The following is a 22,990-nucleotide window of genomic DNA, read 5'->3' on the forward strand; positions in this document are numbered from 1 at the left end:
ACCGGTGTGGGTGGACAGGGGCTCAGGCCAGAATCCTGTCAAGCGCCTGCAGTACTTCGGTTGTGACCAGGCGCAGGCGGAAGGTGTAGAACACGTAAGCGCCTGCGAGCACGCCCGCGCCCACCGCCCAGGGTGTCCACCAGGGCATGCGGCGCGCGAAGCGGTAGCTGCGCGGTGCGGCATTGATCCCCCCCTCATCCAGGTGTTCGGGTGTGTCGCCGCGCATCTGGCGCAGGACCCGATGCAGCTTCTGAAGAATGTGTTTGAGCTCGTCCTTGCCATCGTCCCGGACCTGGTAGCGGCCCTTGAAGCCAAGGCACAGGCACAGGTAGAGAAACTCCAGCACGTCCTTGTAGTGCTCCGGCTCCATCAGCATGCGGGTGAGGATCGTGAAGAACTTCTCCCCACCCCACGTTTCCTGGTGGTACGCACTCAACAGGGAGCGCTGCGCCCATACTGACTCTGCGCCCCATACGGTCCCCATCACGGCTTCATCGAGAAACGTGCACAGACAGTATTGGTAGGACGCCAGCACACCGCTGTCGTAACCAAGACCGCGTACTTCCAGGCCAATCGCGGCGATCTGGGTGTGGACGCGCTCGTAGAGCGCCTGGACGTCGGCGTCCATGTCCATCTTCCGGATACGGATCGCCAGCCCGAACAACGGCATCGCCGCATCCACCAGCGGGTTCCAGCTGTGCCCACGCAGCTGGAACCACAGGTCCGCGTCGTGGTCGATGCCGGCCACAGTCTCGAAGGCGATATCGGCCTTGTCCGCGATCGAATGCCCAGCCGGGTCGAAGCGGTACCGTTCACGGGGGGTTGACTGGTTCATGTCATTCACTCCGGATGGCCCACAACTGCATTTCCAGCTCGGGGAAATCCCCAGCGATATGGAAGCTGAGACCGGCACTGCTGCGCATCATCTGCCATGCCGGATTGCCGCGGTCGAGCTGGAAGTAGGTGAACCCGGCGTGGTACGGCAGATGCCGTGGCGCCACCGGCAACGGCATCAGCGGGATGCCCGGCAACTGCAGGTTGATGAGTTCGTTGATGCGCTCGATGGAGGCCAACTTCGCCTGCTGCACGAACAGTTGGCGCAGGCGCTCCAGCGGCATGCGGGCGCGCACGGCCAGGATGAACTCGGCCCCCTCCATGAGGCGACGGTCCTGCACCGGAGCACTCAGCACGCCGAACTTCTGCTTGAGGATCGGAATGGAGACCGCCCGCGGTTGAAGCACGGTGCTCAATGAACGGCGGAGGGTCTCTTCCAGCGCGCGGAACGATTCACGCAGGTCCTGGTGCTGGTAGGCAGGGTATTCGGCCGGCAGCCTTCCTTCGTCGGTGAACGTGACCAGTTCGCCACATGCCTGGCATAGCTCGCGGTAGAGCGCCTCGGGATGCATATGGCGGCAACGGGCCAGATGCTGGAAAAGCGGGTGCAGACGATTCAACACCTGCAACAGGTTGAAGTCGGTGACGTCGGCCACCCCGGACTGACTCGGCGAGCCAATACGCTCTGCGATGTTGCGTGCCCGCTCGCGCATGAGCCCGGCAGCCTCACCGAGGAATCGCGCGAGCGGCGGAACGGCCTGGATGGACATCGCGGTCGGGTAGTGCGCGTCATCCAGCACCAGACTGCCGTCGGGACGACGGTCCAGGATACGGGCCATCGGGATCGAGGTGAACGCACTGCGGTCTTCACGCTCCAGCATCAGCTGGAGATTGAGTTTGGCCACATCCATCGTGACGTGATCGCCTTCCTCGCTGTGGACGTCACGCACTTCGGCCGGCCGGGCCGCATAGCGTCGGTTGGCGTGGACATCCGGCCACTGCACCTCGAGCGAGCCTTCCGAACGCAAGGGCAGCGCGAGATACACGGTCTGGTTGACCGCAGAGATGTCCGAGACCGTCAGCGGCGGTGGCGGCGGCGTTTCCGCTGGCAGCTCAAAGGCACTGCCGTCGGGCATGACGCCACGCGCGCGCAGCAATGCTACCTTGCCGAAGCTGAGGTACTCGGTATTGATCTCCAACTCGGTGAAACCATACAGGTGCTCGGCCACACTGCTGACCCGCTGGTGCACGTGGCTCTCGAAGTAGCGCGCTTCCTGCTGGAAGTGTTGAGGCTTGACGAACAGGCCTTCGCGCCAGACCACTCTATTGCGTGATGACATCGTTCAATCCTCTCCCTTGATCGTGACGCCGTGCTCGTCGAGCGAGACCAGCAATGGATATCTGCCGCCGGTCGGCTCTATGCGCCATATCGCCTTCCAGTTGACCGAATGAAGGTCCTGGTAGGCAGCCACAACGGCGATGAAGTGCGTGGTCGGCTTGACTGTGTGGAAGCGGACGAATTTGAATTCGTTGGGCCTGAGCACGTACTCGTCGTGGTCCACATAGGTCTTTCCCAAGGCTTTCTCGGGCTTGTCCATCAGCGCATCGGCGTCGGCAGCGAGAAACACCCCGTTGTCCTTGAGTTCGAAGACCTTGACCGCGATCGGGTTGGCTTGTCGGGCCTGCACCGTGGTCGCCGGTGAAACCGCCGGCTCACCGTCCGGCGTGGAGATGCCGTCACGGTATTGGCCCAGCTGCCGCGCGGCGCCGTCGCCCGCGTTGACGATGTGGCTGACCGGCTCCTGCTCCGACTGCCCCCCTCGCACAGCGATGGAGCCCGTGTCGCGCACGTGGCCATGCGTTGCCTCAAACTCACCCCGAAGAGCGTCTGTCGTTGCCTTCAGCTGGCCCAGCAGGCTGCCCAGGTCATCGCTGGACAGGTTCACCCGATATGGCACGCCCGCGTCGTGGCCGGAGACCGGCTCCTCCTGTGCGAACGCATTGGGATTGACCCCGGCCGATGTCACCAGGCTGAGCGCCACCTGCGAGGGCTGGTCCCTCAGTTCACCCACGGCAATGCTGGGATCCTTGAGCACCTGCAGGGTCTTCTTCATGGCCGTGCAACCGCTCAGACCGATGAACATGGCCGGCAGGAATGCCCATGGCAGCGCACGCTTGAGCACTTCAACCCCCGGCCCGCATTGCGCGGTCGTAGGCCTGGTCGAACACTTCCCAGAACATACGATCGAACCCCTGCTGCCGCGAGGACATCAGCTCGTCGAAGTAGTGCCCGTACATCTCCCAGAGCCAGCCAGCATCCGGCTGGGCATCGGTGCCGCCGGCGTATCGCTGGAAGCGCGTGGTCAGCGCGTCGGGCGAAAATGCAGCCAACAGGGCACCCAGGGCCGCCTTGACGGCGACAGCGCTGGCGTCATTGTGGCGGGCGACCTGTTCAAGGCTCTCGGCGACGGCAGCCTGCGGGGCCAGATGAACCGGACTGCGGGTTCCAGCGAACAGGGCATGCGCGGTATCCGCATAACCCTGCTGCAGGCGCAGGGGGTTGTCCTCGATCGGCTGCAGGGTGCGATTGAGCAGCCCGGTACCCTGCCCCTCCCTGCGCGTCTGTGCATAAAGGCCGGCAAGGCCTTGGATGGCAGCACGCAACGCACTGCCGGCGTCGTGCAGGACGCGGTGCGCCTGCTCGGAGTCCAGGTGGCCCAGTCCGATTCCCAGGCCCTGTCCAAACGGGATCATGGCCACATGCAGCCCCTCGGCGTGGGTCGCGGGGGAACTTGTGTGTGCATTGTTCATTGCTCGGTCGACTCCATGCGCCGGGGTACCATTGCTGATGACTTCACGGTTGGTGTCTGCCAGGTCGCTCTGCGTGACAGCGCTGCTCGACAAGCCATAGTGCGTGGCGTCCATGGGCGTGCTGAACTTGCGTTGGGCATTGATCCGCCTGACAGCGGCGTCCAGCGCCGCCATCGGCTCGATCGCGTCATGTCGCTGCACAGGCTCCACATCTGCTGGTTCCTGCGTGGACAGCCGCTCGAACTGCGCATCGTGCGTGTTGAGGATTTCGCCAAGGGATTGCTGCCCCAGATGGCGGCCCGGATCGTCGGTCGTGGGTGAGTCATCCCCCAGATTCACGTTGATCCGGTAGGGCCCGATGCGCACGACCTCGCCATGGTTGAGGGCGATGATGACATCCGGCCCGAGCGGGTCCTTTGCGTCGTTGATCCAGGTGGCACCGCCCCGCTGGACGAGGCAGTAGGCACGGTCGACCCAGGCGACCTCCGCGTGGATGGGGGCTACCCGGCCGGCGCTGTCGGCCAGCACCCAGTTGGCCCCACGGCTGCCGATGGTGCCGCCCGCGGCATCGAAAACGTGGATTGGCGTGCTCCCGACATCCAGGAACTCCGGATTGGCCACCACCAGATGGAGCCGTGGCGCAGGTGAGTGAGTAGTCATTGACGTACCTTTATTCTTACGACCGACTCCTGCCTCAACCGGTCGTCATTGCCAAAGAAGGTTGTCCAGCCAAGGTTGGCACCACGGCGGGAGTCCAGTTGCAGACGGGGTATTTCTTCCTGGCGCAGCCCCAACTCCAGGTCGTAGGCCAGTTGGTCGCGGAGAAGAAACTCGACAAGCCGATTCAACGGCAGGAAATGACGGCCGTTGGGCAGGAAATCGCGAAACCGGCGCTGGCTCAGGCCCCGGATGGCGATGACGAAGCTGTGTTCGTAGGTCTTGACCCGGTCGCCGATCATGAAGCTGTCGCCGAGCACGCCTCCCTGTCGCCCCAGGTGCGTCTTCTGCTCTTCGGGAATCTCCACCCGCAGTGGCTGAAACTCCCGGATCTCCACCTGCCCGAGGTCGAAGCAGTGCGCGACGATGCCACCGACCACGGCGGGGGACCGGCTGCGGCTGGCCACCAACCCCGCGTAGGTCAGCAGCCGACTCCACGGGAGCTGGGTCTGGCCACGGAGCTGTTCGTCATTGAGACCAATGAGAGAGAACACGTAGCGCGAGAAGCGGTCGCGTGCGCCATCCTGGAACCTGACGTGGTACCGGTACTTTCGCCAGGCGCGATGCAGCAGGGTGAGCAGGCGGTGGTTGAAAAAATCAAGGAATGCGGCGCGCAGGTCGTTGCCGTGCGCATGGTCACTGGCGACCCGCTCCAGGTAGTGACCCGGCAGGGGCGAATCCACCCCGTGCAGGCCCAGGAAGCTGACGACCAGACGATACGCGTTCTGCGAGCGACCCTCCAAGGCCGACGCGGCAAGCACGTCGGATACCGGAAAGCCGAGGCCGGGATCGCTTTCGAAACGAATCCGCTCGGTGGCCGGGTCGAGGTCAAGGAGGTACTCCAGGTTGTCGCCATGCAACCGGTACAGCTGCTCCACCAGGCTGAAGAACCCGTAGTCCTTTGCGTCGCGCAGCAACGGCAGGGCTAGATCACCGGCTGGTGACCGCGTTGCAGGGTCCATGTGTAGGTCTCGTTGTTGGTGAGGTTCTTGACTTCAAGAAGATGGAACGAGTTGATGCTTGCGTAGAGTCCGAAGAACTGCGAAAGGACGGTTCCGAACAGGTAAAGCTCGCCCTCGCAGAGGAAGGCATCCTGATCGAGCTCCAGCACGGTCTTCAGGCCGCGCACCGGCAGGCCCTTGATCAACGTGTTGACGGGCAGGGTGCGAGCGCCGCGAATGCCCTCGAGGCGCTTTCGGCTGCTGCGTTCAGACTGGATGTCATGCAGCGCTGCGAAATCGTAGGCGCGCAGTACCGCCTTGAGCGGTTCGGTCCCGAGCAGGGACAGATAGTTCAGCGAGAGATTGGAGATCAGGGTCCAGTGCAGGCTCCCGTCGAGTACCGGGCGATAGGGCTGCGTTGGCGGCGTGATGTTTGCGAACGTCAGGTAGGCGGGTGTCTCCTGCGTCGGGATGCACACATCCCCGGCTGCAAGGGCCGCGGGCAGGTCGCGATTGGTGCAGGTCAGATCCACGGAAATGGTTTCCCGCCTGCCGATGAAACTGCTGTCGTCGCTGCGCACGAACGAGATGCGCTGGCGGAGCCCGCCATCGGACGCATCGGCTTCGACGCGGGTGCGGAAGTACAGCGCCGCCCTGCCCTCCGATTTCTCGATCTCATGCTGGAAGGAGTTGAAGTCGTGATACTGGCGGCCCCGTCCGCCGGGATGTGGATTGGCCCCCTGGTCCCAGCCACTGACATGGTCGACACTGAACACTTCATGGGCATGCGGCAGGCCACCAGATGGCCGCAAGGGGTAGTCGCTGTCCTGACCATCCAGGCTCATCGGCTCGGCGTCATGGGCGAACAGGTTGATGGCCGGCACACAGTGAAGCGAGATATCTGCGGTGCGCACCTTGATGTCGGTCGGCATCGGCCGGGTATAGTGGAACTCGATGCGGACGTGCCGACCAATTGCGGCAGGCCAAACCGCTCGCAGCCTGGTCAGGCGGATGAAATAGAACCGGCGCGGAAACGAAAAATACTCCTGCAGCACCCTGTAGCCATCGAAAACGTTGCGCGGATAGGGCAGCAACGCCTCGTCCGCGCCGAACCCGGGGAAACCGACGTCAGCCGACCTCAGCGTGCGCACCTGGTCGCCGACGATGACCCTCACTTCATCCAGATAGCGCGCCGTCCAGAGGTAAAGCGTCAGTGCGGTGTAGTCATCCCCGCTGAGGTGCAGGTCCAACGCATCACAGTCGATTTCGTCCAGCCGCCGGTCCGACAGCGCCTGCAGCTCCAGGCAGACCACGGACGTTTCACGGGTATGCGCGTCATGGACCGCATCGATGCGTAGCGGATCGATCTTCAGGTCCGTGCAGGTGCGGAACTGGCACGCTACGCCATCCACCGGAACCGAGGCCAGCCGCGCTCCCTGCGGAAGCGTCTGCCGCACGGCGATGGCACGATCAACAGGATCGAAGCGCATGATGGTCATGCTTGGAATGGGGCGCAGGTAATTCGGCCACAACAACTGCAGGAGCGAATGGGTCAGCTCCTCGAAATCGTCTTCCAGTTTGAGCCGCAGCTTGCCGGTAAGGAATGCGAAGCCCTCAAGCAGGCGTTCAACGTCAGGATCGGCGGCCTTCTCGCCCAGGAACCGGGCGAGCTGGGGATTATGGCGCGCGAACTCCTGCCCCTGCAGGCGCAGGAACGTGAGCTCATCGCGGTAGATCCTTCGGAATGGCATGCAGCCTCACGTGACGCGGTAGTGGCGGTTATGCCCGTTCATGACCAGGTCGACCTCGAGAACAGCATCCTTGCTGTCGACCGCCAGGACACAGTCCAGGCGGAAGTTGAGCTCAAGCGGCGCCTGCGGATTGGGGGTGAAGTGCACGTCCCGCACAACGACGCGCGGCTCGTAGGACTGGATGGCGTCGCGGATACCCGAACTCGTCCGGATCAGCAGCTCTGACGACCCGGCGGTGGCATCGGTGAAGTCCGGCAACCCCACGTCAGGACTGCTCTGTGAGCAACCCTGACGTGTATTGAGCAGCAGTTCGATGTTCCGCTTGATGCTGCGGATCCGCTCCGGCATCTCGTTGTGCGACTGCAGGCTCCGCCGCTGGAGCAGGTCAGGCTCCAGTCGATCAAACAGGCTTCCTTTCCCTGATACCCGGGTCATCTGCGCTCCGTGTCAATCCTTGTCCAGCCGGCCTACAAGCGAGAGCTCGAAATTGGCGCCCATGTACTTGAAGTGCGGTCGCACGGCCATGGACACCTGGTACCAGCCAGGATCGCCTGCAACGTCGCTCACTTCGACCTTTGCCGCCCGGAGCGGACGCCGGCTGCGTACCTCTGCAGGTGGGTTTTCCTGATCGGCGATGTACTGCTTCAGCCAGGTATTGAGCTCCCGCTCAAGGTCCTGGCGTTCTTTCCAGGTGCCGATCTGCTCGCGCTGCAGCACTTTGATGTAGTGCGCCAGACGATTGATGATGAACATGTAGGGGAGCTGGGTACCCAGCTTGTAGTTGGTCTGCGCGTCCTGCCCTTCCCTGGTCTTCGGGAATATTTTGGGCTTCTGCACGGAGTTGGCCGAGAAGAACGCCGCGTTGTCGCTTCCCTTTCGCATGGTCAGCGGGATGAAGCCTTCCTCGGCAATCTCGAACTCCTTGCGGTCGGTGATCAGCACTTCAGTCGGAATCTTGGCCTGCAGCTGACCCAGGGCTTCGTAAAGGTGCACCGGAAGGTCTTCGACTGCGCCACCAGACTGCGGCCCGATGATGTTCGGGCACCAGCGGTATCGGGCGAAGCTGTCGGTGATCCGGCTTGCCATCAGGTAAGCCGCATTGCCCCACAGGTAGCTTTCATGGGTGGCACTGACGCCTTCGCGGTAATTGAACGTGCGCACCGGGTTCTCCAGCGGGTCGTACGGCTGGCGAAGCAGGAAGCGTGGCATTGCCAGGCCAAGGTAGCGTGCGTCTTCGGATTCGCGCAGGGAGCGCCATTTCGCATAGCGCGGTCCCTCGAAGATGTCCTTGACCTCTTTGAGGTTGGGCAGGTCCTGGTAGCTTTCGACGTTGAAGAACTCGTGCCCTGCAGCCGCGATGAACGGCGCGTGCGCCATCGCACCGACCGAGGCAACGTAGTTCAGCAGCTTGATGTCGGGCGCGGACGGGCCGAAGTAGAAATTGCCGATCATTGCAGCAACCGGTTCGCCGCCGAACTGGCCGTACTCGCCCGAGTAGACATGCTTGTACAGGCCGCTCTGCGTGACATCCGAGGCGCCGTCGAAGTCTTCGAGCAGCTCTTCCTTGGTGACATGCAAGAGCTGGATCCTGATGTTCTCGCGGAAGTCGGTGCGATCGACCAGAATCTTCAGGCCCCGCCATGCCGACTCCAGCTTCTGCAGCTCTGGATGATGCAGAACATCATCCATCTGCTTGCCGATCTTCTGGTCAAGTTCGACAATCATCTGGTCGACCAGGCGCTTGTTGACCGGTTCAGATTGCTCATCGTTCTTGAGCATCTCGGCGATGAACTCAGCCACGCCCTTTCTGGCGATCGAATAGCCCTCCTGGGTAGGCTCCATCTTGGTCTGCGCCATGATCTGGTCGAGCAGCCCCGTGCCTGCCACGACCGCTGCGCGGGTCGCACCCTGCTGTTTCGCTTCCATGGATTACTCCTGTACTAGTTGTGCGAAGGGGGTTAAGCCGGGCTGTCTTCCGGTGTGTTCAATGCGATGTCCAGTTCTCTGGCCAGGGTGTCGCGGGCATTCGGGTCGGCCAACAGTTCCTGCAGCTTGCTCCGGAAGGCGGGCACGTTGCCCAACGGGCCCTTCAGCGCAACCAGCGCCTCGCGCAGTTCAAGCAACTTGCGCATCTCCGGTACCTGGCGGGCAATGGCGTCGGGGGCGAAATCCGTGAGCGACGTGAAGCGCAGGTCCACCGCCATGCACGCGTCTTTTTCATCCGAAAGACGGTTTGGCACCTCCACGTTGAGCGAGAGCTCAGCCTTTTCCATGACCGCATCGAACGTATGTTTGTCAATGCAGATGGATTCGCGCTCTTCCAGAGGCTGGTCTTCGCCATGCCCCTTGAAGTCGCCCACGACCACCAGCTTCAGCGGCAGCTCAAGCTCCGCCTTCTGATCACCTGTTGCAGGCACGTACTTGATGCTGATTCGCTCCTTGGGAGCAACAGATCCTTCCTTGCTCGACATTGCGTCTTACCTCGGCGTTGGTGAGATGGTGTGGGTACGGCATCGGCGTGACGCCGGGTCATGCGCGGCGGAACGCTACGATCAGGCGTATGGACAAGTCAGGTTCGAAACTGTGGCTGGGCAGCGCGGAGGCGGCACACACACCGAGCCCGCGGCGCCTCGCGTCGGCGAGGTGATTGACACAATGATGGCGATCTCGTTCGCGCCTCGTCCTCGCATGGTCGTCAACGCTCTTCTTCTTGAGAGATCAAATCGGCAAAGGTCAACCCTTGCCCTCATTTGAATGAGAGATGACTCAAAGTTCAAAGGGCGTTTCCGACATCTGCCACTTCGGTTTACTGGAGAGTGACATCAGGCACGTTTCGACTGAGATTGCGCGCAATGCCGTGCCGTCCTGAGCGCTGTCAGGACAAGGCGTGTTGGCATCGCTCGCGCTGCGACGATGCGGCTGCCCCGCTGGGGAGCACTGGTTACTCCGCCGTGAGCTGGTCCATGCGGATGCGGGTTGGCGAACAGCGAGACCGCCAGCTTGCCGGCCAGCGGCCGGCCCTACTCGGGGGCGAGCTGATCCATGCGGATGCGGTTGGCGAACAGCGAGAACGCCAGCATGCCGGCCAACCCATTCGCGCGGCTGACCCAGTGCGGGAGCCAGCGCGGCGGGCGCAGGATGCCCTCTTCGAACAGCGGCGCGAACGCGATCGCATCGGTGAGCGACATCTTGCCGGCAAACAACCAGCGGCAGACCTGCAGGCGGTCTTCGGCCAGCATGTGGCGGAAGAAGGTGTGCACCGAGACCAGCCCACGCAGGTACACGGTGTCCTTGGTGAAGGCTGCGCCGCCGCTCGGCGGCACGCCGCGGAACACGCGCTGGGCCGAGGCAAAGCTCTCTTCGTTGTTCTGCCCCGCCGCGCAGAAATAGCGGAACACCTCGATGAAATCGGCGCCCTCGCGTGCCATCGCGATGGCTTCGGTACGCAGGCTGATGCGCTTGAGGCGCTCGATGTCGATGCTGCCGGTGATCTGCTCGGCGAAGGTGGCCAGCCCCTCCTGGGTGGCGGTGACCCGCGGCGAGGACAGCGCCAGGCTGGGCAGGTGCGGCTGCTCGCGTCCGTTGAGTGCGGTCAGCGAGTGCACCAGTGCTTCATGGTGGAACAGCTGCGCGCGGTCGTAGGCGCTGAAGCGGGCACTGGTGCGCAGGCGGATCCGGTTGGGGCCGGCGGCGGCCTTGGAGATCAGCTCCGGATCCAGCTGCACGGTGATGATGCGCGACTCGAAGAACGCATCCAGATCGCTCTGCAACTGCAGCTGCAGCGCAGTGGCCGAGACCGGCACCTGCTCTTCGGGTGCGAGCAGTTCGTGGTCCAGCTCCTGCGCGATCTGGATGAAGTGGCGGGCAGCATCGCGGGTACTGGGTCCATTGCCTGGCAGTGGCTGCTCCGGCGCGCCGAACAACTCCACCGAATAACGGTCGACCTCGGCGGTGCCCAGCGATTCGAGCAGTCCGGCGGCCTGGTCCCAGCTGTGCGCCGAGCGCTGCACGTACAGGCCGATGGGATGGTCGGGATCGCATTGGGCGCTGATCGCAGCCAGCCGGTGGCGGGTATCGCTGAAATCGAGCCGGGGGTAGTCGACCTGCGGCAGCACCGGCTGGCCGCGGGCGACGCTGGCCAGGAACGGGGCCTGCAGCGCTGCCGGCCAGCTGGTCAATCCCAGCAGTTTGATCCCGCCCACCGCCTCGACCAGTTGGGCATCGAGCGCGGTGTGGTGGGCAACGTCACGATCCACGGTCATTGGCGTGTCCATGGACGGACAGTAGCAAAAGCTATCGCCGGCCGCCCTTACCGCCCGGGCGCCACTGGGCGCCCTTGCCCACGTGCTTGCGTTCGATCGACTGCTGCGCCTGGCGCACGGCCAGCTTGGCAGCGGCGGCGGCCACTTCTTCTTTCAGCTTGAAGTAGTTGAGCAGGCGCTCTTCATCCAGCGTGCCGTCCTCGATGGCCGCGCGGATCGCGCAGCCCGGCTCACGCTGATGGGCGCAGTCGCGGAAACGGCATTGCGCCGACAGGGCTTCCACGTCGGAGAAGCCACCTTCGCTCAGGGCCTCCTCACCGGTCGGCTTGAGTTCGCGCATGCCGGGGGTATCGATCAGGCAGGCGCCGGCCGGCAGCGGGATCAGCGCGCGGTGGGTGGTGGTGTGGCGCCCGCGCGAGTCGTTGACGCGCACATCGGCGGTCTTCATCCGCTCCTCGCCCAGCAGCGTATTGGTCAGGGTCGACTTGCCGGCCCCGGAAGATCCCACCAGCACCACGGTCTGGCCGGCGGCCAGCCACGGCAGCAGGGCCGAGGCACTGGCCGGGTCCTTGCCGTTGATGGCCAGCAGCGGGATGTTCTGCGCGGCCAGTTCTTCCAGCACGTCCAGGGCGTCCTGGCTGTATTCGGTCTGGTCGGCCTTGGTCAGCACCACCACCGGCTGCGCGCCGCCCCCGCCGACCAGCAGCAGGTAGCGTTCGATCCGGCGCGGATTGAAGTCCGCATCCAGGCCACAGACGATGAACACCGTATCGATGTTGGCCGCGATCACCTGCTGGTGGTAATGCTCGCCGGCCGCGCCACGCTTGATCGCGGTGCGCCGCGGCAGCAGGGCCACGATCTTGATCCCCTCCAGCAGCACCCAGTCGCCCACCGCCGCGCGCTCGTGGCTGGGGAAGCGCGGGCGCTGCCACTCCGGCGGCGACTCGGTCTTGATCGCCGCGTCCGGCGCATCGGACACGATGTAGCCGGTGCGATGCTGCTCGATCACCCGGCCCGGACGCGCCTGCGGGAACTGCTCGAACAGGGCCTGCCAGGCCGGCAGTTCAGGGCCGCCCGGCCAGGGCCAGCCGATGGTCTGCAGGGCACGGTAATCAGTGGGTTCGCTCATCGTGCCCATTCTAAAGGGTGTGGCGGCCGGGCGTCGCCGCGATGGGCCGGCGCCGCGGTGGAGCGGTGGAAATCCTTTCACTTGAAACCGCCTTGCCAGCGCAGGGAATGCGGCCGGAAACGCTTGCCCTGCAACGCAACAATTCCGCTACCATGCGGTTTCCATGCCTGAATGACGGCCCGTTCATGTCCACGCCCCCGCTGAAGCCGCTCGCCACCCGCGAGCGCCTGTCCGAAGTCCGCTACGAGATCCGGGGCGAACTGGCGCGACGAGCGCGGGAGCTGGAGGCCCAGGGCCGCAAGCTGATCAAGCTCAACATCGGCAACCCGGGCAATTTCGGGTTCCGTGCGCCGGAGCACCTGCAGCGTGCGATCGCCGACGACATGGGCCGCACCGATCCCTATACCCACCAGCAGGGCCTGCCGGAGGCGCGCGAAGCGATCGCCGCCGCGTACGCCCGGCGCGGCGCACCCGATGCGCACCCGGACCGGGTATTCATCGGCAATGGCGTCAGCGAGCTGATCGACCTGTCGCTGCGTGCCCTGCTCAACCCGGGCGACGAAGTGCTGGTGCCCTCGCCCGATTACCCGCTGTGGTCGGCGGCGACCATCCTCAACGATGGCCGCCCGGTCTATTACCGCTGCGCGCCGGAGAACGGCTTCCAGCCCGACCCGGTCGAGATCGAGGCCCTGGTCTCCTCGCGCACCCGCGCGATCGTGCTGATCAACCCGAACAACCCCAGCGGCGCCAGCTACTCGCGCGAGCTGCTTGAGCGCATCGTCGCCATCGCGGCCAAGCACAACCTGCTGCTGATGGTCGATGAAATCTACGATCAGATCCTCTACGACGATGCGCAGTTCCATGCCGTCGCGCCGCTGGCCGGCGAGCACCCGTGCATCACCTTCAGCGGCCTGAGCAAGGTGCATCGCGCCTGCGGATGGCGGGTGGGCTGGGCGATGCTGTCCGGCGCGGCCGAGCGGCTGGGCGAGTTCCGCGCGGCGATGGACCTGCTCAGCGCGCTGCGCCTGTGCGCCAACGTGCCCGGCCAGTACGCCATCGACGCGGCGGTGAACGGGCCGGACACCATCTCGCCGCTGTGCGCGCCCGGTGGCCGCCTGTATGAAACCCGCCGCGCGGTGATCGAGGCCTGCGATGCCAGTGAGCATCTGTCGCTGGTGGCGCCGGCCGGCGCGCTGTATGCGTTCCCGGCGGTGGTCGGTGCGGCGGCACGCAGCTTCGACGACCATGATTTCGCGCTGGAACTGATGAACGAGGAAGGCGTGCTGGTGGTGCCGGGTTCGAGCTTCAACGTGCCCTACCGCCACCACTTCCGCGTGACCCTGCTGCCCGAGCCGGAGGTGATGCGCGATGTGTTCGCACGCATCGACCGCGCCCTGGCACGCCGTGCCGAGGCCAACACCAAGGTGGTGCCGCTCAAGCCGCGCAGCGCGGTGGCCTGATGGGCCTGCCGTATCTGGCGCTGGGCGACTCCTACACGATCGGCGAAGGCGTCGCGCCGGCCGGGCGCTGGCCGACGCAGCTGGCGGCAGCGCTGCGCGACATCGGCGTTGCGGTGGATGATCCGACGATCATCGCCACCACCGGCTGGACCACCGACGAACTTGAAGCCGGCATCGATGCAGGCGCACCGCAGGGGCCGTTCGAGCTGGTGAGCCTGCTGATCGGGGTCAATGATCAATACCGTGGGCGCAGCGTGGACGAGTACCGCCCGCGCTTCACCGCGCTGCTGCAGCGCGCGCTCGCCTTCGCCGGTGACCGTGCCGCGCGGGTGCTGGTGCTCTCGATCCCCGACTGGGGCGTGACCCCGTATGCCGTGGCATCCGGCCGCGACCGCGTGCGGATCGGGCAGGAACTGGATGCCTACAACGCGGCGGCGGCAGCGATCTGCGCCGAGCACGATGTAGCGTTTGTCGACATCACCGACCTGAGCCGCCAATGGGGGGCGAGACGGTGATGCTGGCCGACGATGGCCTGCACCCCTCCGCGGCGATGTACACGCTGTGGCACCAGCGCGCGTTTGAAGTCACGCGCGTGCTGTGGGCGGAGCCGAGCCGCTGAGCGAGGCCACGCTGCCGCTGGCCAGGGAACAGGCCCGCCGGATTGCCACGGCGTTCCTGCCGGCACAGCGCTTCGGCAACCGCCGCGATTACTACTACAGCCGCGGCAAACTTGGCAGCGATCCGCTGTATCCCGGGGTGCTCGCCGCGCTGGAGGATGCTCCTGCCGCGCCCTTGCTGGATATCGGCTGCGGTTTGGGCCTGCTGGCCCACGTGCTGCACCAGCACGGCAGTGCGCTGGCGTACCACGGCCTGGATATCGACGCCGACAAAGTGGCCCGCGCCGAGCGGGCCAGCGCACGCGCCGCGCTGCCGCACGCCCGGTTCACCTGCGTGGATGCCAGCGCCGCCCTGCCCGCACACCACGGCAACGTCGCGCTGCTGGACGTGTTGCAGTACCTGCCTGCCCCGGCCCAGACCCGGTTGCTGCACGAGGCCGCCGCACGCGTGGCGCCCGGTGCGCGGCTGGTGATCCGCACTGTGCTGGCCGACAACAGTGGCCGCGATCGCACCACGCGCATCACCGACATGCTCGCGCACCTGGTTGGCTGGATGGGCACGCGGCCACGCCATTACCCCGATGCCGGGAGCCTGCGCGCCCCCCTGGAGCGGGCCGGGCTGCAGCTGCGGATGACACCGCTGTATGGCAACACCCCGTTCAACAACTGGCTGATCGTCGGCGATCGGGCGCGCGTCGCTTGACCGACGTGGCTCGCGCCACCGGCCGCACGCGCGCATACTCGCGCCCCCCTTCCGGCACGGAGCCGCCCATGCCTCGACAGACCCGACATTCCGCGCTTGGCATCGCCGCGCTGATCGTCAGTGGCGTGGGCCTGGTGATGCTGCTGCTGAGCATGCATTACGCCCATGCGCCCGAACACGCGGCGATGCGCGAGCTGCCATGGTCGCTGGCCGCACTGCTGGGCAGCAGCGTCGGCCTGGCGATCCTGGCCCTGCTGCTCGGCCTGGGCAGCGTGCTGCAACCCCGCCGGCGCCGCCTGTTCGGCATCATCGCGCTGCTGGTGACTCTGGGCCTGCTGATCGCCCAGCTCTCGCTCGGGGGCTGGATCAGCGACCAGTGGCATGCGTCGCACCCGCCCGCAGGCGCCACGACCCCGACCACGCCCGCCCTGGCCCACTGACACCGTCCGTTCCACCGCATCGACAAGGAGCCCTGATGCACACCCCTCATTCCGGCATGGGTATTGCCGCGTTCATTACCGCCGTGTGCGGCGCCGTGTTGATGCTGGGCCTGGTCGTCATCGCCGGCATCATCGAGACCACGACGCCGGGCGGCATGGAAGAAACCTCGATGTCGGCGATCCTCGTCGGTCTTGGCCTGATGCTCACCGCCCTGATGCAGCTGGTGGCCTTCGGCCTGGGCGTGGCCGGTGCATTGCAGGCGGACCGCCGTCGCGTGTTCGCCGTGCTCGGCCTGGTGTTCTCGATCGGCAGCATGCTCGGCGTGGTGCTGCTGATGGTCATCGGCTCGCTGAGCTGAGCCCGGCCTGCGCCGGTCCCCCGTCTGGCGTCAGTCCGGCAGGCCGGCATGCAGGCCACGCGCCTGCACCGCCTGCAGCACCGCTTCGATGATGGCCAGGTTGTGGCCATGCGCGGCGCCCTCATGCAGCAGCACGATGCTGCCGGGCGCCAGATCACGGATGATCCGCTCGACCACCTGGCCGGGCGTGCAATCGACACCGTCGAAACCACGGGCGCTCCAGCCGACCCGGGTCAGCTGCCACTGCTTCAATGCAGGGGCCACGAACGGATTGGTCATCCCCACCACCGAGCGATACCAGCGCGGCGGCATGCCGGCGATCGCGGTGAGGGCCTGCTGGCACAGCGCGATTTCCTCCGCCATGGCCTGCCGCCCCAGCCGCCAGAAGCGGGTCTGGGGGTGGCGGTGGCTGTGGTTGCCCAGGCTGTGCCCGCGGGCCAGCATCGCCTGCACCAGCTCCGGCCGCGCCTGCGCGCGTTCACCGACCAGGAAGAAGGTCGCCTTGGCCTCGTAACGGTCCAGCAGGTCGAGCACCGCCGGGGTTTCTTCCGACGGCCCATCATCGATGGTCAGCCAGACCTTGCGCGCCTGGCCGGGCAGGCGGCTGAGCACCGGGGCATAGAAGCGGCTGTTGGGCAGGAACACCGGCACCATGAACAGGGCATGGGACGCCACCATCAGCGGCAGCCCGCAGCGCCAGCCCCAAGCGACCCAGGCCAGCACCACCAGCACCTGCGACAGCACCAGCCACGGCAGCCAGCGCCAGGGGCGCCGGGGAATGCGATACAACGTTTCCGGTACGGTCATGCCCCATGATGCCATGCCGCGTAGAATAGGCGGTTCGCATATCCGGACCCCGACCGTCATGTCCCTTGATCCCGCCCTGCGCTCGCGCATCGAATCCATTCTCAACGCCAACCGCGTCGTGCTGTTCATGAAGGGTCAGCCGAGCATGCCGCAGTGCGGTTTCTCGGCCAAGGCCGTCGGCGCCCTGCAGGACCTCGGCGTGGAGTTCGACCACGTCAACGTGCTGGCCGACGCGGAGATCCGCGAAGGCATCAAGGCCTACGGCGAGTGGCCGACCATCCCGCAGCTGTACATCGATGGCGAGCTGATCGGTGGCAGCGACATCATCCTGCAGATGGCCGGCAGCGGTGAGCTGAGCAGCGTGCTTGGGCTGGCCGCCCCGGACCGCACCCCGCCGCGCATCACCGTGACCCCGGCCGCGGTGGAAATGCTGCGTGGCGCGCTGGCCGATTCCCCGGGTGCTGCGCTGCAGCTGGGCATCGACGCGCGCTTCCAGCCGAACTTCCAGCTGGCCCCGCACGACGACAACGCGATCGCCGCCGAGTCCAACGGCCTGCGCGTGCAGTTCGACCTGGCCAGCGCCCGTCGCGCCGAAGGCATCACCATCGACTGGGTGGACGACATCCGCGGCAAGGGCCTGGCGATCGACAACCCGAACGCCCCCAAGGCGGTGCAGGAACTGAGCGTGCGCGACGCCGACGACCAGCTGCGTGCCGGCAGCATCACCGTGGTCGACGTGCGCCCGGCCGACGAGCGTGCGATCGCGGCGATCAACGCCCCGTTCGAAACGTTCGACGGCGACAACCGCGCCGGCCTGGAAGCCCTGCCCAAGGACACCGCGCTGGCCTTCCTGTGCCATCACGGTGGCCGCAGCGCACAGGCCGCCGAGCAGTTCCGTGCCCTGGGCTTCACCAAGGTGTCCAACATCACCGGCGGCATCGATGCCTGGTCGAACGAGGTGGACAACGGCGTGCCGAAGTACTGATCTTCAGCACGTCACTGCACAGAAAAACGCCGGCAATGCCGGCGTTTTTTGTGCGTGGCGCCCGGGCGTCCATCGGTTATCCCGCAAACCCGCCTTCGGCCAGGTAATCCAGTTCCTCCGGCGTCGGCATCCGGCCCAGCACCGCATTGCGATGCGGAAAGCGGCCGAACCGGCGGATGATGTCGCGGTGCAGTTCGGCGTACTGCAGGTATTCCTTGTCGCCGAGCGCATCGAACATCGCCACCGAGCGTTCCTGGTCCTGCGGATCCTCGGAGTGCTCGAACGGCAGATAGATGAAGGCCCGCAGCTTGGGCACCAGCTGCAGGTCCAGGCCTTCTTCCACCGCGCGCATGGCGTAATGACGCGCCAGGCCATCGGTGGCGTAGGAATGGGCCGTATCGCGGAAGCAGTTGCGCGGGAACTGGTCGAGCAGGATCATCAGTGCCAGCGCGCCATCGGCACTGCTGAGCCAATGCTCGCGGGCACGCCGGGCGGCGGCGAAATGCGCGTCCTGGAACTGCTGGCGAAACCGCGCATCGAACGCGTCATCGCGCGCGAACCACTTCTGCGGTCCGGCGTCGCGCCAGAACTCCACTACTTGTGCCGCCACGTCCATTCACTACCCCTGTGGATGGCCCGCCCCAAGACGCCCATCCGTTCCATTGCCGTTACTCGTCAAAACGCAGGTGGCGGACCGACTTGCCATTGCGCCGTATCAGCTTAAGTGCCTCGATACCGATCTGGATATGGTTCTCGACGAACTGTGAGCTGACCTTGGCATCGGAGACCTCGGTCTTCACGCCGTCGGGAATCATCGGCTGGTCGGACACCAACAGCAAGGCCCCGATCGGGATGTGGTTGGCAAAGCCGGCGGCGAACAGGGTTGCCGTCTCCATGTCGATGGCCATGCAGCGCATCACCCGCAGCTTTTCCTTGAAGGCTTCATCGTGCTCCCAGACCCGGCGGTTGGTCGTGTAGACGGTCCCGGTCCAGTAGTCGTGGCCGAGGTCGCGGACCATGGTCGAGACCGCCCGCTGGAGGGCAAAGGCCGGCAGGGCCGGGACTTCCGGTGGCAGGTAATCGCTGGAGGTGCCCTCGCCACGGATCGCGGCGATCGGCAGGATCAGGTCACCCAGCTGGTTCTTGCGCTTGAGCCCGCCGCACTTGCCCAGGAACAGTACGGCCTTGGGCATCACCGCCGACAGCAGGTCCATGATGATGGCCGCGTTGGGGCTGCCCATGCCGAAGTTGATCAGGGTGATGTCGTCACTGGTGACGCTGGCCATCGGCCGGTCCGCACCCTGGATGGGCGCCCCGGTGAGCTGGGAAAAGGTATGCAGGTAGCCACCGAAGTTGGTCAGCAGGATGTGCTGGCCGAAGTGTTCCAACGGCACGCCGGTGTAGCGCGGCAGCCAGTTTTCAACGATGTCCTGCTTGGTTTTCATGGGGCAATTGCCTGCGGTCGTACCGAGCATGCAATTTTGAGCGAGATCAACGAATACGCAAGAAAAAGGCGGCCCATGGCCGCCTTTTCCCGTTTACCGGTACCGCTAGATCAGAACTGCACGGACCAGCGCGCGGTGACGCTGCGGTCGCGGGCGTCGTCACCGAAGGTGCCGTTGTAGCCCAGCTCCAGCTGGTTGCGCGGGCTCAACCAGGCCGACAGGCCCAGCTCGGCGACCACGGCGTTGTCGGCAATCGCCGCACCGCTGACCGCGAAGCTGCTGCCGCCGGTCCAGGCCAGATCGGCGACCTGGCTGCGGTCGCCGGAGGCACGGCGGTAGCCGACGCCACCGCGGACATGCAGCCAGCTTTCCTGCTGCCACGAGGTCTTCAGGCCCTTGTCGAACCGAACGCCGGCGGTCGCCACGTTGGTGCGGGTGTCGGCGACCTGGCCGTGCAGTGCCGCAGCCCCCCCCTGCTCGGTGATGCCGTCCACATCCACCTCGACCCGGGCGAACTGCAGGTACGGCTCCAGCCCGGCCTCGCGACCACCGAAGCGGTACGCGCCCTCGATGAAGCCCTGGCGGGTGGTGGCGTCGTACTTGGCCGACAGTGCGTCCTGGTAGCCGGCAAACGTCAGCTGACGCTTGCTGTCCACGTCATGACGGGAATAGCCCAGACCGGCGCGCAGGCCAAACGCCCCCCACTGGTTGCCCACATAGGCACCGAAGTGGGTGTTGTCGATCTCCGACCGGGCGCCGCGACCCGCGGCCTGCTTGATGTCGGTACGGCCGGTACCGACCAGCCCACCGACCTGCCAGCCACCACCGAACACATGATCGGCACCGACCAGCAGCCCGTTGCTGTTGGAATCGGTGCGCGCAGCGTTGGCATCGCCGTCGAGCTTGCCGCTGCCCCCGATCGCCTGCACCCATGCACCACCGGCAGCCTCATCCGCAGCACCCGGCGAACGCACGCCGACCGCACGGCTCAGGGCCGCATCACGCAGGTAGCGGCTGCTTTCCACCAGCGCCATCGGCGTGGCGGCGTGGAGTTCACCACTCAGCGCATCCAATGCTGCACCGACCTGGGCCGGGAACAGCTGGGTCAGCGGCCTGGGCAGGCCCTGGTTGATGGCCAGGCCATCGGCGCTGGTGGCCACGGCGATCTGGTTCGGCGTGACCGCAGCGCTGGCCAGCGCGTTGCCGCGGGCGACGTCGATGCGCAGCCCATTGGCGCTGTAGCCCAGGCTGAACTTCAGGAACGGCGAGAAGGCCGAGAAGTCGGTCGTGGCGAACTGACCGTTGATGCCACCGGCGGCCTGCAGGAAGTTGAACTGCTCGCCGAGGTAGTACACGCCGGCTTCCGGCAGCGCCTTCAGCGTGCCGCCCAGCGTAGCCGTACCGGAGACGCGCAGCAGATCGCTGCGGCTGCCCGGCGCCAGCTCGGCCTGGTAGATGCCGGTGGCGGTCTGCACGTAATCGCCGTTGACGGTCAGCGTGCCGATCGAGTTGCCCGGGGCGATGATGCCTTCCACGCGGGTGCTGCCCAGCGTGCCGACGCCCTTCAAGGTGCCCTTGGCACCGACCACCGTCGCGCCATCCTGCTGCACGCCGTTGAAGGACACGGTGCCGGCGGTGACGAACAGATCCGAGCCGTCCAGCAAGGCCCCGGCATTGACGCGGGTGGCACCCGCCGAGGTCAGCGAGCTGTCGACCAGCCGGCCATTGAGCACAAAGCTGCCGCCGCTGCCGACCGTGGTGTCGCCCGCCTGCTGCAGGCCGTTGAAGGTGACCGAGCCGCCGGTCACGTTGAGTGCCGAGCCATCGAGCACGCCCGTGGTGGAGATCACACTGCTGCCCCCCAGGCTGTTGAGCGTGGTGGACACCAGGCTGCCGTTGAGCAGGAACTGGCCGCCCTGCACATCGACCGAAGCGGTCAGTGCATTGGCACCGTCCAGTTCCAGCACGCCGTCGCGCACGATGGCGCCGTTGAAGCTGTTGTCACCGCTCAGGCGCAGCCAGCCGATGCCGGACTTGGTCAGCTTGCCCGGGCCGCCGATGTCATTGGTCCAGTCGTCCCACGCATCGCCTTCCCACACCTTCAGGCCACCGGCCTTCTGGTTCATGACCACGTCGGTGTCCACGCGCAGCAGGCCGTAGCCTTCGATGGCCTTGCGCAGGTCGACCATGCCCCAGCCGTAGATCGCGTCGACGCCGGGCGCGCCCAGGTCGCGTGCCGTGGTCAACAACACATCGCGTACCTGTGCGTTGTCCAGGTACGGGAAGCGCTCCATCAGCAGACCGAGCGCACCGGTGATGTGCGGTGCCGCCATCGATGTGCCGGTCTTGTAGCCGTAGGTGTATTCAGGACTTTCGCTTTCGATGAGAAAACGCAGGTAATCCTCGGTCAGCTCCATGCGACCGTTGATCTCGCCGGCCACGATCGTGCTGGCGATGTTGGTGCCCGGTGCGGACAGGCACCAGTTGGCCGAAGCACCGCAGATGCTGGAACTGGCATCAATGACGTAGTCCGTTTCCCCTGCGGTGGGGAGGCGGACATTCGCGACGGCCAGCCAGTACGGCTCGATCTCCGGGTTCCAGCGCGGCAATGCCGCCGTGATGCCGGCCATCCCCCCGGCCGAGTTGCCTGCCGACCACACCTGGATCAGCTTGGAACCCGGTGCACCCTCGGTATCACCGTAAATGCTGCCGTAAACACCATAGTCCGCGCCGATCGCTGCGTACTGCGCGTCCAGACTGGCCACCGTGGCATGGCGGGTCGAGATACCCCAACTGTGATTGAGCACGCGCACGCCCTGTGCCTCGGCCTGTGCATACATGTCCAGCGTTGCTGCATCGTCCGGGTCAGTGCGATACAGCGCACGCGGCCGGTAGAAGTTGTCAGGATCCAGGCGCCACTCGTAATACGTGTCGCCAAAGACGCGGGCAGCGGTCAGGTTGGCGCCAAAGGCCACGCCATGCATCCCGGTGCCATCGCGGTTGGCGCCAACGGTACCCAACACGTGCGTGCCATGGTCGGCGTAGCTGAAACCGTACGGCTGGCCCGCCGCGATCAGTCGATCAGCAAGCGCTGGAGGCACACCGGGACCCAGACCGTAGTAGTTGTACCCGGGCTGGTCGCCGCGGGTACTGCCGCAGGCGCCTTCGCCCGCCACGATGCTCGGGTCGGCGCAGCCGCCGTTGCCGATGGAGATGCTGGAGGTGTTGCGTCCGGCGAATTCGTCGTGGGCAAGGGCAGAGCCCGAATCGAACACGCCCAAGCGCACGCCCTGACCGGTAAGGCCGCGCGCATACGCGTAATCGGCCCCCATCGCGGCCAGACCCCAGTCGGCATTGAACTCATCGCTATGCCAGCTTTCCACATCACCCGGCTTGCCCAGAATGGGGCCGGCGGCCTCGGCGCTGGTGCGCGGGCTCGTGAAGGAAACGGTCTGGTCGTTGGCGCCGATCGGCGCAACAAAGGTCGCCGCCAGCGAAGCGCTGTGCAGGTCACGCGCGAACGCGACGGACTGCTCTGCGCGCTGCTGCTGGTAACGCTGCAGGACATCGGTGGTGGGGCTGGCCAGCGCCGGAACGGCGATGGCGGCAAGCAGGGTGCCGGTGATGGCCGAGGCCAGCAGGGACGGCGAAGGACGGCGGGACGCCGCGCGGGACAGGGAGTGCAGGGTCATGTACTGAGAACTTCCTTGATCTGGTTCGAGTGTCGGA

General features: G+C 65.7%; 20 protein-coding genes and 1 pseudogene. 6 read left to right on the forward strand and 15 right to left on the reverse strand.

Annotated features, from left to right (window positions below; genetic code table 11):
• Nucleotides 1–22: 22 nt before the first annotated feature.
• The 11 genes from icmH to rsgA all read right to left on the reverse strand — a co-directional run bounded on the left by icmH (nt 23) and on the right by rsgA (nt 12,454).
• Nucleotides 23–835 (reverse strand): type IVB secretion system protein IcmH/DotU, encoded by an 813-nt coding sequence (gene icmH / locus BIZ42_RS06375; RefSeq protein WP_083279804.1) that lies wholly within the window; start codon nt 833–835, stop codon nt 23–25.
• A 1-nt stretch (nt 836) separates the two neighbouring features.
• A complete protein-coding gene (gene tssK, locus BIZ42_RS06380) occupies nt 837–2,174 on the reverse strand; it encodes a type VI secretion system baseplate subunit TssK (protein ID WP_070425904.1) in 1,338 nt (445 codons plus the stop codon).
• Between the two features lie 3 nt (nt 2,175–2,177).
• Nucleotides 2,178–2,948, reverse strand: a complete 771-nt coding sequence (gene tssJ / locus BIZ42_RS06385) for a type VI secretion system lipoprotein TssJ (protein WP_156785697.1) — start codon at nt 2,946–2,948, stop codon at nt 2,178–2,180.
• A 70-nt stretch (nt 2,949–3,018) separates the two neighbouring features.
• Nucleotides 3,019–4,305 (reverse strand): type VI secretion system-associated FHA domain protein TagH, encoded by a 1,287-nt coding sequence (gene tagH, locus BIZ42_RS06390; RefSeq protein WP_070425906.1) that lies wholly within the window; start codon nt 4,303–4,305, stop codon nt 3,019–3,021.
• Nucleotides 4,302–5,324 carry a type VI secretion system baseplate subunit TssG gene (gene tssG, locus BIZ42_RS06395; RefSeq protein ID WP_070425907.1) on the reverse strand — a complete coding sequence of 341 codons (1,023 nt, stop codon included), beginning with the start codon at nt 5,322–5,324 and terminating at the stop codon, nt 4,302–4,304. Before tssG ends, tagH begins: the two co-directional genes overlap by 4 nt.
• Nucleotides 5,288–7,054, reverse strand: a complete 1,767-nt coding sequence (tssF, locus tag BIZ42_RS06400) for a type VI secretion system baseplate subunit TssF (protein WP_070425908.1) — start codon at nt 7,052–7,054, stop codon at nt 5,288–5,290. The genes tssG and tssF overlap by 37 nt, the downstream gene beginning before the upstream one ends.
• Nucleotides 7,055–7,060: 6 nt before the next feature.
• On the reverse strand, nt 7,061–7,489 hold the full coding sequence (tssE, locus tag BIZ42_RS06405; protein WP_070425909.1) for a type VI secretion system baseplate subunit TssE: 429 nt from the start codon (nt 7,487–7,489) through the stop codon (nt 7,061–7,063).
• A 12-nt stretch (nt 7,490–7,501) separates the two neighbouring features.
• Nucleotides 7,502–8,980, reverse strand: coding sequence for a type VI secretion system contractile sheath large subunit (gene tssC / locus BIZ42_RS06410; RefSeq protein WP_070425910.1), 1,479 nt, complete (start codon nt 8,978–8,980; stop codon nt 7,502–7,504).
• Between the two features lie 32 nt (nt 8,981–9,012).
• On the reverse strand, nt 9,013–9,525 hold the full coding sequence (gene tssB, locus BIZ42_RS06415) for a type VI secretion system contractile sheath small subunit (protein ID WP_070425911.1): 513 nt from the start codon (nt 9,523–9,525) through the stop codon (nt 9,013–9,015).
• Nucleotides 9,526–10,074: 549 nt separating this feature from the next.
• Nucleotides 10,075–11,328, reverse strand: a complete 1,254-nt coding sequence (locus BIZ42_RS06420; RefSeq protein WP_026069868.1) for a flavohemoglobin expression-modulating QEGLA motif protein — start codon at nt 11,326–11,328, stop codon at nt 10,075–10,077.
• Nucleotides 11,329–11,347: 19 nt separating this feature from the next.
• The gene (gene rsgA / locus BIZ42_RS06425; protein WP_070425912.1) at nt 11,348–12,454 is read right to left on the reverse strand and encodes a ribosome small subunit-dependent GTPase A; all 1,107 of its coding nucleotides are present in this window, start codon (nt 12,452–12,454) and stop codon (nt 11,348–11,350) included.
• 176 nt (nt 12,455–12,630) lie between these two features.
• Between rsgA and BIZ42_RS06430 the strand changes: the two genes are divergently transcribed.
• The 5 genes and pseudogenes from BIZ42_RS06430 (at nt 12,631) to BIZ42_RS06450 (ending at nt 16,024) form a co-directional block, all read left to right on the forward strand.
• A complete protein-coding gene (locus BIZ42_RS06430; RefSeq protein ID WP_019183771.1) occupies nt 12,631–13,905 on the forward strand; it encodes a pyridoxal phosphate-dependent aminotransferase in 1,275 nt (424 codons plus the stop codon).
• Nucleotides 13,905–14,524: pseudogene (locus tag BIZ42_RS06435) on the forward strand (GDSL-type esterase/lipase family protein). Before BIZ42_RS06430 ends, BIZ42_RS06435 begins: the two are co-directional and overlap by 1 nt.
• 17 nt (nt 14,525–14,541) lie before the next feature.
• Nucleotides 14,542–15,225, forward strand: a complete 684-nt coding sequence (locus BIZ42_RS06440; protein WP_070427467.1) for a class I SAM-dependent methyltransferase — start codon at nt 14,542–14,544, stop codon at nt 15,223–15,225.
• 68 nt (nt 15,226–15,293) lie between these two features.
• Entirely contained in the window at nt 15,294–15,665 is a 372-nt protein-coding gene (locus BIZ42_RS06445) for a hypothetical protein (protein WP_046273503.1), read from the forward strand.
• Nucleotides 15,666–15,700: 35 nt separating this feature from the next.
• Nucleotides 15,701–16,024, forward strand: coding sequence for a hypothetical protein (locus BIZ42_RS06450; protein WP_046273502.1), 324 nt, complete (start codon nt 15,701–15,703; stop codon nt 16,022–16,024).
• 30 nt (nt 16,025–16,054) lie between these two features.
• Here BIZ42_RS06450 and BIZ42_RS06455 read toward each other — a convergent pair whose 3' ends face one another.
• Nucleotides 16,055–16,831 carry a polysaccharide deacetylase family protein gene (locus BIZ42_RS06455; RefSeq protein ID WP_070425913.1) on the reverse strand — a complete coding sequence of 259 codons (777 nt, stop codon included), beginning with the start codon at nt 16,829–16,831 and terminating at the stop codon, nt 16,055–16,057.
• A 58-nt stretch (nt 16,832–16,889) separates the two neighbouring features.
• On the opposite strand from BIZ42_RS06455, the gene grxD reads away from it, so the two are divergent.
• Nucleotides 16,890–17,816, forward strand: coding sequence for a Grx4 family monothiol glutaredoxin (gene grxD / locus BIZ42_RS06460; RefSeq protein WP_070425914.1), 927 nt, complete (start codon nt 16,890–16,892; stop codon nt 17,814–17,816).
• Between the two features lie 76 nt (nt 17,817–17,892).
• Here grxD and BIZ42_RS06465 read toward each other — a convergent pair whose 3' ends face one another.
• The 3 genes from BIZ42_RS06465 to BIZ42_RS06475 all read right to left on the reverse strand — a co-directional run bounded on the left by BIZ42_RS06465 (nt 17,893) and on the right by BIZ42_RS06475 (nt 22,953).
• The gene (locus BIZ42_RS06465) at nt 17,893–18,432 is read right to left on the reverse strand and encodes a DUF924 family protein (RefSeq protein ID WP_019183764.1); all 540 of its coding nucleotides are present in this window, start codon (nt 18,430–18,432) and stop codon (nt 17,893–17,895) included.
• Nucleotides 18,433–18,484: 52 nt separating this feature from the next.
• Nucleotides 18,485–19,261, reverse strand: coding sequence for an AMP nucleosidase (locus tag BIZ42_RS06470; protein ID WP_019183763.1), 777 nt, complete (start codon nt 19,259–19,261; stop codon nt 18,485–18,487).
• A 110-nt stretch (nt 19,262–19,371) separates the two neighbouring features.
• Nucleotides 19,372–22,953: an autotransporter serine protease gene (locus tag BIZ42_RS06475; protein ID WP_070425915.1), complete on the reverse strand. Its 3,582-nt coding sequence runs from the start codon at nt 22,951–22,953 to the stop codon at nt 19,372–19,374.
• Between the last annotated feature and the right edge of the window lie 37 nt (nt 22,954–22,990).

The sequence above is a fragment of the Stenotrophomonas sp. LM091 genome (assembly GCF_001806305.1).
In the GTDB taxonomy this organism is placed as follows: domain Bacteria; phylum Pseudomonadota; class Gammaproteobacteria; order Xanthomonadales; family Xanthomonadaceae; genus Stenotrophomonas; species Stenotrophomonas bentonitica_A.

What these genes read in the sequence shown, in the direction of transcription:
- rsgA (WP_070425912.1), bottom strand. Translation starts at nt 12,454, where the DNA reads ATGGGCACGATGAGCGAACCCACTGATTACCGTGCCCTGCAGACCATC.
- BIZ42_RS06450 (WP_046273502.1), top strand. Translation starts at nt 15,701, where the DNA reads ATGCACACCCCTCATTCCGGCATGGGTATTGCCGCGTTCATTACCGCC.
- tagH (WP_070425906.1), bottom strand. Translation starts at nt 4,305, where the DNA reads ATGACTACTCACTCACCTGCGCCACGGCTCCATCTGGTGGTGGCCAAT.
- tssE (WP_070425909.1), bottom strand. Translation starts at nt 7,489, where the DNA reads ATGACCCGGGTATCAGGGAAAGGAAGCCTGTTTGATCGACTGGAGCCT.
- BIZ42_RS06420 (WP_026069868.1), bottom strand. Translation starts at nt 11,328, where the DNA reads ATGGACACGCCAATGACCGTGGATCGTGACGTTGCCCACCACACCGCG.
- tssK (WP_070425904.1), bottom strand. Translation starts at nt 2,174, where the DNA reads ATGTCATCACGCAATAGAGTGGTCTGGCGCGAAGGCCTGTTCGTCAAG.
- tssB (WP_070425911.1), bottom strand. Translation starts at nt 9,525, where the DNA reads ATGTCGAGCAAGGAAGGATCTGTTGCTCCCAAGGAGCGAATCAGCATC.
- icmH (WP_083279804.1), bottom strand. Translation starts at nt 835, where the DNA reads ATGAACCAGTCAACCCCCCGTGAACGGTACCGCTTCGACCCGGCTGGG.
- BIZ42_RS06455 (WP_070425913.1), bottom strand. Translation starts at nt 16,831, where the DNA reads ATGACCGTACCGGAAACGTTGTATCGCATTCCCCGGCGCCCCTGGCGC.
- BIZ42_RS06465 (WP_019183764.1), bottom strand. Translation starts at nt 18,432, where the DNA reads ATGGACGTGGCGGCACAAGTAGTGGAGTTCTGGCGCGACGCCGGACCG.
- tssG (WP_070425907.1), bottom strand. Translation starts at nt 5,324, where the DNA reads ATGGACCCTGCAACGCGGTCACCAGCCGGTGATCTAGCCCTGCCGTTG.
- BIZ42_RS06430 (WP_019183771.1), top strand. Translation starts at nt 12,631, where the DNA reads ATGTCCACGCCCCCGCTGAAGCCGCTCGCCACCCGCGAGCGCCTGTCC.
- grxD (WP_070425914.1), top strand. Translation starts at nt 16,890, where the DNA reads ATGTCCCTTGATCCCGCCCTGCGCTCGCGCATCGAATCCATTCTCAAC.
- tssC (WP_070425910.1), bottom strand. Translation starts at nt 8,980, where the DNA reads ATGGAAGCGAAACAGCAGGGTGCGACCCGCGCAGCGGTCGTGGCAGGC.
- tssF (WP_070425908.1), bottom strand. Translation starts at nt 7,054, where the DNA reads ATGCCATTCCGAAGGATCTACCGCGATGAGCTCACGTTCCTGCGCCTG.
- BIZ42_RS06475 (WP_070425915.1), bottom strand. Translation starts at nt 22,953, where the DNA reads ATGACCCTGCACTCCCTGTCCCGCGCGGCGTCCCGCCGTCCTTCGCCG.
- BIZ42_RS06470 (WP_019183763.1), bottom strand. Translation starts at nt 19,261, where the DNA reads ATGAAAACCAAGCAGGACATCGTTGAAAACTGGCTGCCGCGCTACACC.
- tssJ (WP_156785697.1), bottom strand. Translation starts at nt 2,948, where the DNA reads ATGAAGAAGACCCTGCAGGTGCTCAAGGATCCCAGCATTGCCGTGGGT.
- BIZ42_RS06445 (WP_046273503.1), top strand. Translation starts at nt 15,294, where the DNA reads ATGCCTCGACAGACCCGACATTCCGCGCTTGGCATCGCCGCGCTGATC.